Source organism: Microtetraspora sp. NBRC 16547, from assembly GCF_030268965.1.
GTDB lineage: Bacteria > Actinomycetota > Actinomycetes > Streptosporangiales > Streptosporangiaceae > Microtetraspora.
In genome coordinates this window covers 167,282-179,872 of the sequence record NZ_BSSE01000010.1, presented here as the reverse complement: position 1 = coordinate 179,872, position 12,591 = coordinate 167,282, and the positions used below count along the sequence as shown (strand labels likewise).

14 protein-coding genes are annotated in these 12,591 nt (G+C 70.7%); 10 read left to right on the top strand and 4 right to left on the bottom strand.

The genetic code is table 11. The features are described 5' to 3' along the window. The first annotated feature begins 9 nt into the window (after positions 1–9). Positions 10–966, top strand: a complete 957-nt coding sequence (locus QSK17_RS16510; protein WP_285705656.1) for an oxidoreductase — start codon at positions 10–12, stop codon at positions 964–966. Here QSK17_RS16510 and QSK17_RS16505 read toward each other — a convergent pair. Together QSK17_RS16505 and QSK17_RS36160 are read right to left on the bottom strand one after the other, a co-directional pair. Then, the gene (locus QSK17_RS16505; RefSeq protein WP_285705655.1) at positions 927–1,262 is read right to left on the bottom strand and encodes a Tn3 family transposase; all 336 of its coding nucleotides are present in this window, start codon (positions 1,260–1,262) and stop codon (positions 927–929) included. The genes QSK17_RS16510 and QSK17_RS16505 overlap by 40 nt on opposite strands. Then, the gene (locus tag QSK17_RS36160; protein ID WP_352231807.1) at positions 1,256–1,384 is read right to left on the bottom strand and encodes a DUF4158 domain-containing protein; all 129 of its coding nucleotides are present in this window, start codon (positions 1,382–1,384) and stop codon (positions 1,256–1,258) included. Before QSK17_RS36160 ends, QSK17_RS16505 begins: the two co-directional genes overlap by 7 nt. Positions 1,385–1,732: 348 nt before the next feature. Between QSK17_RS36160 and QSK17_RS16500 the strand changes: the two genes are divergently transcribed. Then, the gene (locus QSK17_RS16500; RefSeq protein ID WP_285705653.1) at positions 1,733–2,170 is read left to right on the top strand and encodes a PepSY domain-containing protein; all 438 of its coding nucleotides are present in this window, start codon (positions 1,733–1,735) and stop codon (positions 2,168–2,170) included. Positions 2,171–2,567: 397 nt separating this feature from the next. Further along, entirely contained in the window at positions 2,568–2,813 is a 246-nt protein-coding gene (locus QSK17_RS16495; RefSeq protein ID WP_285705652.1) for a hypothetical protein, read from the top strand. Positions 2,814–2,872: 59 nt separating this feature from the next. On the opposite strand, the gene QSK17_RS16490 is transcribed toward QSK17_RS16495, so the two are convergent. Next, positions 2,873–3,649: an NERD domain-containing protein gene (locus tag QSK17_RS16490; RefSeq protein WP_285705651.1), complete on the bottom strand. Its 777-nt coding sequence runs from the start codon at positions 3,647–3,649 to the stop codon at positions 2,873–2,875. A 396-nt stretch (positions 3,650–4,045) separates the two neighbouring features. Further along, positions 4,046–5,920 carry a 3D-(3,5/4)-trihydroxycyclohexane-1,2-dione acylhydrolase (decyclizing) gene (gene iolD, locus QSK17_RS16485; protein ID WP_285705701.1) on the bottom strand — a complete coding sequence of 625 codons (1,875 nt, stop codon included), beginning with the start codon at positions 5,918–5,920 and terminating at the stop codon, positions 4,046–4,048. Positions 5,921–6,288: 368 nt separating this feature from the next. On the opposite strand from iolD, the gene QSK17_RS16480 reads away from it, so the two are divergent. The 7 genes from QSK17_RS16480 to QSK17_RS16450 are packed head-to-tail and all read left to right on the top strand — an operon-like array spanning position 6,289 to position 12,589. Further along, positions 6,289–7,335 (top strand): NADH-quinone oxidoreductase subunit B family protein, encoded by a 1,047-nt coding sequence (locus tag QSK17_RS16480; RefSeq protein WP_285705650.1) that lies wholly within the window; start codon positions 6,289–6,291, stop codon positions 7,333–7,335. Positions 7,336–7,352: 17 nt separating this feature from the next. After that, positions 7,353–9,149, top strand: coding sequence for a nickel-dependent hydrogenase large subunit (locus tag QSK17_RS16475; protein ID WP_285705648.1), 1,797 nt, complete (start codon positions 7,353–7,355; stop codon positions 9,147–9,149). Positions 9,150–9,159: 10 nt separating this feature from the next. Continuing rightward, positions 9,160–9,750, top strand: coding sequence for a NifU-related iron-sulfur-binding protein (locus QSK17_RS16470; protein ID WP_285705647.1), 591 nt, complete (start codon positions 9,160–9,162; stop codon positions 9,748–9,750). A 10-nt stretch (positions 9,751–9,760) separates the two neighbouring features. Next, positions 9,761–10,534, top strand: a complete 774-nt coding sequence (locus QSK17_RS16465) for a DUF5947 family protein (protein ID WP_285705646.1) — start codon at positions 9,761–9,763, stop codon at positions 10,532–10,534. Next, positions 10,531–10,845 (top strand): hypothetical protein, encoded by a 315-nt coding sequence (locus QSK17_RS16460; protein WP_285705644.1) that lies wholly within the window; start codon positions 10,531–10,533, stop codon positions 10,843–10,845. The genes QSK17_RS16465 and QSK17_RS16460 overlap by 4 nt, the downstream gene beginning before the upstream one ends. Positions 10,846–10,863: 18 nt before the next feature. After that, positions 10,864–11,511 carry a DUF6084 family protein gene (locus tag QSK17_RS16455; protein ID WP_285705643.1) on the top strand — a complete coding sequence of 216 codons (648 nt, stop codon included), beginning with the start codon at positions 10,864–10,866 and terminating at the stop codon, positions 11,509–11,511. Between the two features lie 7 nt (positions 11,512–11,518). Next, on the top strand, positions 11,519–12,589 hold the full coding sequence (locus QSK17_RS16450) for a hypothetical protein (RefSeq protein ID WP_285705642.1): 1,071 nt from the start codon (positions 11,519–11,521) through the stop codon (positions 12,587–12,589). Positions 12,590–12,591 lie beyond the last annotated feature (2 nt).

The following is a 12,591-nucleotide window of genomic DNA, read 5'->3' as shown; positions in this document are numbered from 1 at the left end:
TGGCACATCATGCGTAACTCTCGCCCCTGGACCTTCCACGCCATCCCCGACCAGACCGGACGGGTCGCGGTAGTGACCGGAGCCAACAGCGGCATCGGCTACGTCACCGCCCGCGAGCTGGCCCGCCATGGCGCGCACGTCGTGCTGGCCTGCCGTGACCCCAGACGCGGCCAGGCCGCCCTCGCCCGCATGCAGGATGAGCTGTCCGGCGCTCACCTGGAACTGCGGCGTCTGGACCTGGGCAGTCAGGCCTCCATCCGGGAGTTCGCCGCCGGCTGGGACCGCGGCCGGCTTGATCTGCTGGTCAACAACGCCGGAGTGGCGATGGTGCCCTACGCCCGGACCGCCGACGGGTTCGAATCGCAGTTCGGCATCAACCACCTGGGCACCTTCGCCCTGACCGGCCTGCTCCTGCCGCACCTGCTCGCCGCGCCCGATCCACGGGTGGTCACCGTCAGCAGCGAAGGTCAGCGCTTCGCCCGCTTCGACCTGGAGAACCTCAACGCCGAACGCCGCTACCGCACGGCGTTCGCCTACGTGCAGTCCAAGCGGGCCAACCTCTACTTCGCGATGGAACTGCAGCGCCGAGCCGACGCCGCCGGGCAGAAGCTCCGCAGCATGGCCGTCGCACCTGGACTCACCCGCACGAACGTGCTCACCGGCGGCGCCAACAGCAGCAGGGGACGGCTGCATGCGACCCTCACGCGCCTGATGGTGCGCGTGGCCTTCCGTCCCACCCCGGAAGGGGCAAAGACCTCCCTGTACGCAGCGACCGTGCCGGACCTGCCCGGCGGCAGCTACATCGTTCCCAACGGTGTACTGCAACTGGGTGGCGAGCCCACTCGTCGAACTCGCGAGCGCGCCATCCGCGACACCGCCACAGCCGCTCGCCTTTGGCAGATGTCCGAACGGCTTACCGGCCTCACCTACGCCCTATCCGCCGCTAGAGCGACACACCTGCCATAGCGTTCATCGGGGTACAACGTCGGCCGGTCGTTGATCATGTTGAGCCACGTGACACCGCGCGAGCGATCGAAGAATTTTTTGTTCGGGCGTGTGTAGATCGAGGGCACCGGGACCACGAACCGCATCCCGTCGATCGCCGCGACCAACCCGCCGCCGAGCGCCTGGGCGAAACCGATTTTGCCCTGCTCGTCGATGAGCGGACCATTGGCCAGAGTGTAGGTCTCCGCCGACAGGTAGTTCTGCACCACGTGCGATAACCGTCCGCGTTCCAGCGCGGGCGTGCCCGCCTTCACCATCGGCGCGCCAGCACTTCGTCGGGCACGTCCAGCGGGTCGGTCAGAAAGCGACCGACGTACCGGGCTGTCGTTAGCTGGAGGGCTACGCCGAGGCGGGCGTGTGCCCCACGTCGCTCGGCGATCAGCGGCCGTACGCGGCCGCCTCACCATCACTCAAGAACTCAACCGGCATAGACGCCGAAGGTAGGGCAGGCCCGGCAAGCAGGACGAGAGGAAGATCAAATAGCTAGCTGTGGCCACCCGCTAACGGGACTTTTCGTTCGGATGCTCGCCATGCCCCGATTAGGGAGTGTTTCGTCACCGGCCCCGGCCGCTGCCCGCGCCCGGCTCGGCGCACCGGGCTCGGGCGGGGGGTTCCGCCGGACCCGTACGGATTAACGTGCCGTTAGGGCTCCCGAAGCGCACCGCTATGACGACTCCCGGCAGTCTTCTGGTGTCAGCACGGACACCGATTCGCACCGGAGGTCAGAATGCGCAAGCTTACGATCGTCGCAGGACTCGCCACGGCGGCCGCCATCGCCGCCGGGGGAACCGCGGCCTTCGCGGCGGGTAAGCCGCCCACCGCCTCTCCGTCCGCGCCGAAGGCTCCCGCCGTCTCAAACGAGCAGGCCGTACGGGCGGCCCTGGCCGTGGTACCCGGCGGCTGGGTCACCGCCACCGAGCTGGAGGACGAGCACGGCCGCCAGGTCTGGGACATCGAGGTGCGGACCGCCAAGGGCGCCGAGCGGGAGATCACCGTCGACGCGGTCAAGGGCTCCGTCCTGCACGACGGAACCGGCCACAAGACCGACGACAGGGCCGGCCGCGAGGACGACGACAAGGCCAGCCACAAGACCGAGCGCAAGGACGGCCACGAGGACGGCCACCACCGTCATGCCGGCGACGACGACGGCAGGGACGACGACTGAGGTCCTCCCGCCTCCCCTCACCGCCGTACGGTCACCGCCGGCGGCGGAGGCGGCCGGCGTTCCTCACCACGCGATCTCCCCTGATCTCCCCTGATCTCCCCCGCTGACCGGGCGGCCCGGGGCCGGCGTGCGCTGGGGCCGCCAGCGTGCGCTGGGGCCGCCGGCGTGCCGCGCGTGGGAGCGCGGCTCCTGGGTAGGCATCATCGGAGCGGAGTCGCCGCAGGTCAATCAGGTGCTTCGGGGCGCGCGGGACACCACCCGCCGCCTCGTCCCGGGCGTGCCGTGCCCGCGCCCGGGCCGCACGCACCGAACCCGCGACACTTCGGCCGCACGGACCTCTGGCGGCCCGCATGTGCCTGACAATGGCCTGACGCGCCCAGCCTTCATGAGGAGAACCGTGAATCCCAGAGACAACCTCGACGTCGCCACGAGCGCCAGGGAGATGGCGGACAACGCGCCGCCCGGGTCCCTGCACCAGGCGGCGGCCGCGTCGGTCGCGATCAGTTGCGCCACCGCGCGCGATATCGACCAGGCCCGCGTCGCGCTCGACGGAATCACGCCCGACGAAGTACGGCGGGCCGCGATCGAGCTGTTCGACCGGCTCGCCGCAACGGGTGACGAGCCGGACGCGTCGGCGCCGTAGGACCGCCGTAGGACCGCCGTAGGACCGCCGTAGAACCGTTGCAGAACCACGGAGCGGCGTCAGAACACGCGGCGCAAGATCCTGGCGGCGGTGCGGGTGAGCAGCTCGACCTCCTTCTCGTCGAAGCTCGCGTCACCGCCCGCGAGGACGACCCGGGGCACCACACGGGGGTAGGCGAGGATGAGCCCCTCGGCGACGACCACCCCGCGCGGCCCGTCCGGCGTGAACAGCCTGCCGCCGTGCACCGCGAGGATCGGCCGGACGGTCACGTCGACGCCGGACTCGCGGGTCAGCAGCGTCGACATGGTGGCCGCCGCGTCGGTCAGGCCCTTGGCCACCGAACTGCCGAACTTCTCGTCGAAGAAGAGCTTGTCGCCGTACCGGGCGATGTAGACGTCGGGGCCCCATGCCTCGTTGTCCACGATCCACACGCCGCCCGGCCCGATCACGAGGTGGTCGATCGAGGCCTCGCCCGGTACGGCGCGGCCGTCCAGCACGTTGTAACCGCGCCGGCGCAGGCCGCGCCGGAGGAGCTTGCCGGCGCGGACCTCGCCGCGGCGTTTGCCCCTCCACACGGCGGTCGACTCGTGATCCCACCAGACGAATAGCAGGTCGCCTCCGGCGGCGACGGCGGCGCCGAGCAGGGCCATCAGGACCGGGGAGAGCGCAAACCGCATCGACAGCAGGAGCCCGGCCACGGCGCCGACGCCGGCGATCCAGCGGCGCCGTCGTATCCGCGCGGGCCGCGCCTCGACCCAGAACTGCTCGTACCACCACTGAGGGGAACTTCCCTTGAACTTCTCATCCTGCACGACATAGATGGACCTACTGGGCACCAGGCACCCCCGAGAGTGAAGTGGGAGAAATGCGCTTGATCACGCAATACCCGGTAGATCTCCACCGCTCGACGCAGGTTAGGGAATTAACCCAGCAAAGCCATACACATCATGCCGAATCGGTCACCATTGGACACATCGCTCAAAGCGACACCATCGGCACCGTATGACACCACCGCACGGCGAAGCGACTCCCATCGCCCCGCACCACCACAGCACCGCACATGTCGAACGCGCCCACTGTGCCGTCCACGCAGGCGCCCACCGCGACGCCGATCGTCGCCGGACGTCCGGATGCCCGTTCCCGACCGCGGCCCCCGGCCCGGCCGTCGCGATCATGTCCAGGTCGCCGGGGTCGTCGGTGACGGCCCGCGGCGAACGCGGGCGGTCACGCCGTCAGAGGTAGAGCCGCTGATCGCGCTTGTGCTCGTCGTAGCGTTCCCGCGCCGCCCGCGCCTCGGGGAGGGTCGACACCTCGGCGACCGGGACGTCCCACCAGGCCTGCGCGCCCGGGCCCTCGCCCGGAACGGGCTCGACGTATACGACCGTCGTGGTCCTGGCCGCGACCGCATGGGCGAGCGCGGCCCGCAGGCCCTCCGAGTCCCTGGCCGTCAGCACGTCCGCGCCGAGGCTGGCCGCGTTCGCGGCCAGATCCACGGGGAGCCGATCGCCGTCCAGCTCGCCCGACTTCCCGCGCAGGCGGTGGGCCGTGCCGAGCCGCCGCGCGCCCACCGACTCCGACAGGTCGCCGATGGAAGCGAACCCGTGGTTGTCGACCAGGACGACGACGAGCTTGACGCCCTCCTGCACGGCGGTGGCGATCTCCTGGGCCATCATGAGGTACGACCCGTCACCCACCAGAACGACCACCTCGCGCTCGGGCCGGGCCAGCTTCACGCCCAGCCCTCCGGCGATCTCGTAGCCCATGCAGGAGTAGCCGTACTCGACGTGGTACTGCTCCGGGTCGGCCGCCCGCCACAGCTTGTGCAGGTCGCCGGGCATCGAGCCGGCGGCGTTGACGACCACGCCGCCCTCGGGCAGGTCGTTCACCACGTCGTTGACGATGCCGAGGAGCACGGGCTGGGTGAGCTCGTCCCCGCCGACGGCCCGGCCGATCTCGGCCCGCCAGCCGTCCGCCAGGCGGGCCGCCCGCGCGCTCCACTCGGGATCGGCCCGCCAGGCGGCCGCGCCGACCGTCCTGCCGACCGCCGCGTCGAGGGCGAGCAGCGCCTCTCTGGCGTCGGCGACGAGCATCTCGCCCGCGTTCTTGGCCGCGTCGAACGCGGTGACGTTGACGTTGAGGAACCGGGCGCCGCCGAACAGCGTCCGGGAGGCGGTGGTGAAGTCGCTGTAGCGGGTGCCGACGCCGATCACCAGGTCGGCCTCGCGGGCCAGCGTGTCGGCGGCCTCCGTGCCAGTGTGGCCGATGGCGCCGACCGCCAGCGGGTGGTCGTGCGGAAGCGCGCCCTTGCCCGCCTGGGTCTCACCGACCGGGATGCCGTGCCTTTCGGCGAAGCACCGCAGCTCCTCCCACGCCTCGCTGTACCTGACGCCGCCCCCCGCCACGATCAGCGGCCGCTCCGCGGACTCGATCGCGCGTACGGCCCGGGCCAGGGCGGCGGGTTCCGGCACCGGGCGCGGAACGTGCCAGACCCGCTCGCGGAACAGCTCGTCCGGCCAGTCGTACGCCTCGGCCTGCACGTCCTGCGGCAGCGCGAGCGTGACCGCGCCGGTCTCGGCCGGGTCGATCAGCACCCGCATCGCGGCGAGCAGCGCGGACGGGAGCTGCTCGGGCCGGTTGATCCGGTCGAAGAAGCGGGAGACCGGGCGCAGCGTGTCGTTGACCGTCACGTCGTAGCAGCGCGGGTCCTCCAGCTCCTGGAGCACCGGGCCGGCGGCCCGGGTGGCGAAGACGTCGCCGGGGAGCAGCAGCACCGGGATCCGGTTGATCGTGGCCAGCGCCGCCCCGGTGACCATGTTGGTCGCCCCGGGGCCGATCGAGGTGGTGCAGGCGAAGGTCGACAGCCGGTTCGCCGCCCGCGCGTACCCGACGGCGGTGTGCACCATGGCCTGCTCGTTGCGCGCCGGATAGTACGGCAGCGCTGACCGGGTGCCGGCTCCCTGCTCGGCGAGCGCCTGGCCGACTCCCGCGACGTTGCCGTGGCCGAAGATGCCGAAGCATCCCTCGATCAGCCGCCGCTCCACGCCGTCCCGCTCGCTCCACTGCCGGGACAGGAAGCAGACCAGCGCCTGGGCCGTGGTGAGTCTCATGATGACGTACCTCCCGATATCTCCAGCAGGCTCGCCGCGGTTGACGACGTCCACCGGGACCGGCGGCACCTCCACGGTCTCCCTCCTGGTCATGCCCAGCACGCCGGCCGATCCGCGCTTGACGATCGCCAGCTCGACGCCGGCGTCCAGCAATGCCACGATTTGTCATGACATTCTGACATATCATCATCGTCCAGCCGATTCGGCGCAAACCCCGCCACCGGTATGAAGAGCGCCATCGCGCATCAAATAACCGCAGGTCAGCGCGTACACACTAGATGCGGGACGCACTTACCAAGGCCGCCGGAGGTTGATAGACGTTGATGCACACGGCGTGACGCCCGCTGTGGCCAAGAGGGGGGTAGGCCATGAGCGCACCAGCGGTTACCGCTGCCCTGGACGAGGTGCACATCCTGTGGACCTCGGAGGGAATGAGCTGTGACGGGGACACGGTCTCGGTGACCGCCGCGACCCTGCCGAGCATCGAGGACGTCGTGCTCGGTCTCGTCCCCGGCCTGCCGAAGGTGCACCTGCACAACAAGGTGCTGTCCCCGCAGGTGGGCGACGAGTTCATGGCGGCCTTCCACCGCGCCGCGCGCGGAGAGCTGGGCCCGTTCATCTTCGTCATGGAGGGCTCGATCCCCAACGAGAAGATCAACGGTGAGGGCTACTGGACGTCGATGGGCAACGACCCGGTGACGGGCGACCCCATCACCGTCAACGAGTGGATCGACCGGCTCGCGCCGAAGGCGTGGGCGGTCGTCGCGGCCGGCACCTGCGCCGCGTACGGCGGCATCCACGCGATGGCCGGCAACCCGACGGGGTGCATGGGACTCGCCGACTACCTCGGCGCGGACTTCCGCTCGGCGGGCGGGCTGCCCATCGTGAACGTGCCCGGCTGCCCGGTGCAGCCGGACAACTTCATGGAGACCCTGACCTGGCTGCTCTACCAGGCCGCCGGCCTGGCGCCGATGATCCCGCTCGACGAGCGGCTCCGGCCGACGTGGCTGTTCGGCAAGACGGTCCACGAGGGATGCGACCGGGCCGGGTACTACGAGCAGGGCGACTTCGCCAAGGACTACAACTCGCCGAAGTGCCAGGTACGGATCGGCTGCTGGGGTCCGGTGGTCAACTGCAACGTCACCAAGCGCGGCTGGATGGACGGCATCGGCGGCTGCCCCAACGTGGGCGGCATCTGCATCGCCTGCACCATGCCCGGCTTCCCGGACAAGTTCATGCCGTTCATGGACGAGCCGCCCGGCGGGAAGGTGTCCTCGGCGATGTCCAGCGTGTACGGGCGGATGATCCGCAGGCTGCGCGGGATCACGAACACGACGGTGAACGAGGAGCCCCGCTGGCGCCACAACCGTCCCAAGCTCACGAGCGGGTACGCCCCGCGCTGGCCGCAACGGTAGTAGAGGGGAACGACACGGTGGCAATCCGATCGGAGAAGGCGCCGGAGGAACAGCGGACGCTGGTCGAGATGTCCTGGGACCCGATCACCAGGATCATCGGCAACCTCGGCATCTACACGAAGATCGACTTCAGCAACAAGGAAGTCGTGGAGTGCAAGAGCACATCGTCGCTGTTCCGGGGCTACAGCGTGTTCATGCGCGGGAAGGACCCGCGCGACTCACACTTCATCACCAGCCGGATCTGCGGCATCTGCGGCGACAATCACGCCACCTGTTCGGTCTACGCGCAGAACATGGCGTACGGCATCAAGACCCCGCCACTGGGCGAGATGATCATCAACCTCGGCGAGGCCGCCGAGTACATGTTCGACCACACGCTCTTCCAGGACAACCTGGTGTTCGTCGACTTCTGTGAGCAGATGGTCAAGGAGACGAACCCCGGACTGCTGCGCAGGGCGGAGACGACCGAGGCGCCGCGCGGCCACATCCACGGCTACCGCACGATCGCCGACATCATGCGCGCCTTCAACCCGTTCACCGGGGCGGCCTACCGCGAGGCGCTGCAGATGAGCCGGCTCACCCGCGAGATGTTCTGCCTGATGGAGGGGCGGCACGTGCACCCGTCCACCCTCTATCCCGGGGGCGTGGGGACGGTCGCGACGCCGCAGCTGTTCACCGACTACCTGGTGCGGCTGCTGCGGGCACTGGACTTCATCAAGAAGGCCGTCCCGATGAACGACGACGTCTTCGACTTCTTCTACGAGGCGCTGCCCGGCTACGAGGAGGTCGGCCGGCGGCGCGTCATGCTCGGCTGCTGGGGCACCTTCCAGAACCCCGACGTGGTCGACTACGACTACCGCACGATGAACGACTGGGGCCGGGCGATGTACGTGACCCCCGGGATCGTCCTGGACGGCCAACTGCTGACGACGAACCTGGTGGACATCAATCTCGGCATCCGCATCCTGCTGGGCAGCTCGTACTACGACGACTGGGAGGGCGAGGAGACGTTCGTCACCCACGACCCGCTCGGCAACCCGGTCGACCAGCGGCACCCGTGGAACCAGACGACGCTGCCCCGGCCGCAGAAGCGCGACCTGGAGAACGGCAACTACAGCTGGGTCATGAGCCCCCGCTGGTACGACTCCCGCAGCGGCGAATACCTCGCGCTCGACACGGGCGGCGGCCCGATCGCCCGGCTCTGGACCACCGCGCTGGCCGGCCTCGTGGACACGGGCACCGTGAAGGCGACCGGCCACAGCGTGCAGATCAACCTCCCGAAGAGCGCGCAGCTACCCGAGATGCAGTTCGAGTGGAAGATCCCCCAGTGGTCCAACACCATCGAGCGGGACCGCGCCCGCGCCTACTTCATCGCGTACGCGGCGGCGATGGCGGTCCACTTCGTCGAGCAGGCGCTGGGCGAGGTCAGGGCGGGACGCACCAAGGTCTTCACCGACTTCGACGTCCCCGAGGACGGGATCGGTTGCGGCTTCCACGAGGCGGTCCGCGGCGTCCTCTCGCACCACATGGTGATCCGCGACGGGAAGATCGCGAACTACCATCCGTACCCGCCCACGCCGTGGAACGCGAGCCCCCGGGACATCTACGGGACGCCCGGGCCGTACGAGGACGCGGTGCAGGGCATGCACATCTTCGAGGAGAACGGCCCGGAGAACTTCAAGGGCATCGACATCATGCGCACGGTGCGCAGCTTCGACCCGTGCCTGCCCTGCGGCGTGCACATGTACCTCGGCGAAGGCAAGGTGCTCAAGAAGGTCCACTCCCCCACCCTGGGCACGAGCGTGTCGGGCTGAGGTGGGACCGATGTCACCGCACATTTCGCTGAACGACGAGGAGGCCGCCGACCACGCGCACCGCGTGGAGGCCCTGCTGGAGCGGATCGAGTCGATGACCGACCCGGACGCCCGCGCCACCGTCACGGAGCTCCTCCAGCAGCTCCTCGAGCTGTACGGCGAGGGCCTCGCCCGGATCATGTCCGCGGCCACGGCCGCGGGTGGCGCGGCGCTGGGGAGCACGCTGGCGGCGGACGAGCTGGTCGGGCACCTGCTCCTGCTGCACGGCCTGCACCCGGAGGACGTGGAGACCCGCGTGCGCGCGGCGCTGGAGCGGACCGGCCCGCGCCTCGGCGGGGCCACCGCCGACCTGGTCGGTGTCGAAGGCTGCGGCGAAGGCGGTGGCGAGCGAGGGACCGAGGGAGGAGTGGTCCGGGTCCGCCTGCGCGGGCGCGGCGGCTGCCGCTCCTCCGCTCCGGCCCTGCGCGCCGCGCTGGAGGAGGCGATCCGCGACGCCGCGCCGGAGATCGCGCGGGTCGAGGTCGAGGAGGCCGCCCCGCCGGCGGCCGTGATCCCCGTGGACAGCCTCCTGCGGGGCCGTTCCGGCACCCGGACGTCGTGAGGCGGGCGTCATGGAGCGACGGATCACGATGAACGCCCTGCGCAGGTATCTCGTCCGGCCGCAGGACGCCCGGTCCCCGGCGGAGCCGCGGCGGGACGCCTCGGAGGGGAACGTCTCGGAGGGGGACCTCTCAGGGCGGAGTGTCCCCGGGCGGGATGTCCCAGAGCGGAGCGTCTCGGGGCGGTGCGATCTGTGCGGCGTGCCGGTCGCCGACGACCACCGGCACCTGATCGACCTGTCCAGCCGCGAAATCCGCTGCGCCTGCCGGCCCTGCGCGACGCTGTTCGACCGGGCCGAGAGAGGCGGGCAGCGGTACCGCGCCGTCCCCGACCGGCGCTGGTACCTCCGCGGCTTCGCCCTGGACGACGCGGCGTGGGACGGCCTGCACATTCCCGTTCAGATGGCGTTCTTCTTCCACGACTCGTCGGCGCGGCGAGCGGTGCTCCACTATCCCAGCCTGGGAGGACCCGTCGAGTCCCCGCTGGCCCGGCCGACCTGGGCCCGGCTGGAGGCGGCCAACCCGGTGCTCGGCGGGCTGGCCCCCGACGTGGAGGCCCTGCTGGTCAACCGTACGGGGGATGCGCGCGATCACTGGATCGTGCCGATCGACGACTGCTATGCCCTGGTGGGCCTGATCCGTACGCGCTGGAAGGGGCTGGCCGGCGGGCCGGACGTCTGGCGCGAGATCGGCGGCTTCTTCACCGCCCTGCGCGGACGGTCCAGGACCGTGGACGCCGGCGGCGGCACGCACGACGGGAACCGACCGGAGGGAGCCAAGCAATGACCAAGTCGAGGACGAAGTCGAGCACCGGGTCGAGGACCAGGTCGAACAGCGGGGCCGGCGGCGGGACCGCCACGAGGACCCCGGTCAAGAAGGGGAAGGCGGCCGAGCCGATCAGGACCGGCCGGCCCATGATCCGCCCGGACGCGACCGCGCACCTCAAGGGGATCAAGGAAGGCAACGCGGCGGGGAACTACGCCCACCAGCGGGGCCACCTCCCTGACGGGCGCTCGACGGCGGCCAGGTCCACCGGCATCAACCCGCGCGCGCACGACCCGATCGACCCGCGCATGCCGAACCTCTCCCCGGCCTGAGGTGGAGGGGAGCATCCGATGACGACGACGGCCTGCCCGCCCGCGGTGCGGATATCGGTCGAGGGCGTGGAGGCGGCGGAGTTCGCCGCCGTCCCCACACTGCGGTTCCAGGTGCGGCTCGACAGCACGGGCCCCGCCGAGATCCGCTCCGTCGCCCTGCATACGCAGCTCCGCATCGCGGCGGCGCGCCGTTCCTACGACGCCGTGGCGCGCGACCGCCTCGCCGAACTGTTCGGCGGACCGGAGGACTGGGGCCGCGCGCTGCGGAGTCTGCTGTGGACGCACGCCGCGACCCAGGTCCCGGCGTTCCGCGACGGCGTCTGCCTGACCGAGATCCCGGTGACCTGCACGTACGACTTCGAGGTGGTCGCGGCCAAGTACTTCCACGCCCTGCCGGACGGGGAGGTCCCGCTGGAGTTCCTCTTCAGCGGCACGATCTTCTACCTCGACGGCGGGTCACTGCGGGCGGCCCGGATCCCGTGGGACACCGAGGCCGAGTTCACCATGCCGGTACACGTCTGGAAGGACCTCATGGACCACTACTTTCCCGGCAGCGCCTGGATGCGCCTCGACCGCGCGGTCTTCGACCGGCTCTACGCCTACAGGGTGCGCAACACGCTCACCGGCTGGGACGACGTGATGTCGGCCCTGCTCGAAGGGCGGTGAGCGGGCCGTGGACGCGGTGCGACTGATCGCCCAGGCCGTGCTGTACGAGGGCTACCTGCTGTGGCCCTACCGGCAGTCGGCGCTCAAGAACCGACAGCGGTGGACAATCGGCGGCATCCACCCCCGGGCGTACTGCGCGGAGGGCGGCGACGCGTGGTACGCCCAGACGCAGTGCCTCGTCGAGGCGGCGCCCGAGGACACCGTGGACGTCGAGGTGCGTTTCCTGCACGCGGTCGCGCACGACCCGGCACGGCCGCGCGACGACGGGCACGGACTGCGGCTGGAGCCGGTGCCGGAGCTGATGGCCGGCGAACTGCGGCACGTCGCCCGCGAGGAGGCGACCGAGCGCGAGGTGCCGGTGTGCGGCCTCCGCCTCGGCTCGCTCGCGGACCGCCCCCATCGGGTGCCGGTGGACTTCCCCGCGGGCCGCGAGGTCGAGTGGCTGTCGGACCCGTCCGGACGCCGGGTCGGCGCGATCGTCCGCAGCTGGCGGAAGGTACGCGGCGAGGTGGAGATCCGCGCCGAGCGGTCGGCTCCCGGGCTCTTCCGGCTGACCGTCCTGGTCGTCAACACGAGCGGCTGGGAGGGAGACTCCCGCGAGGAGGCGCTGAAGCGGACGCTCCTGTCCTGCCACACGGTGCTGCGCGCCAACGGCGACGGCGGCTTCGTGTCGCTCATGGATCCCCCGGCCGAGCTCCGGTCGTTCGCCGAGGGCTGCCGGAACATCGGCGTCTGGCCCGTCCTCGTGGGACCGGAGGGCACGCGGGACACGATGCTGTCCGCGCCGATCATCCTGTACGACCACCCCGAGATCGCACCCGAGAGCCCCGGCGACCTGTTCGACGCCACGGAGATCGACCAACTGCTGACCCTGAGCGTCCTGTCGCTGACCGACGAGGAGCGGCGGGAGATCCGCGAGGGTGACCCCCGGGCGCGGGAGATCCTCGACCGCTGCGCCTCGCTCACGCCGGAGCAGCTCATGCGGCTGAACGGCACCCTGCGGGACGTACGGCCCACCCGGCCGACCCGCCCGAACCGACCGTCACGGCCGATGGTCGGGGAAGGGCCGGGGACGTGAAC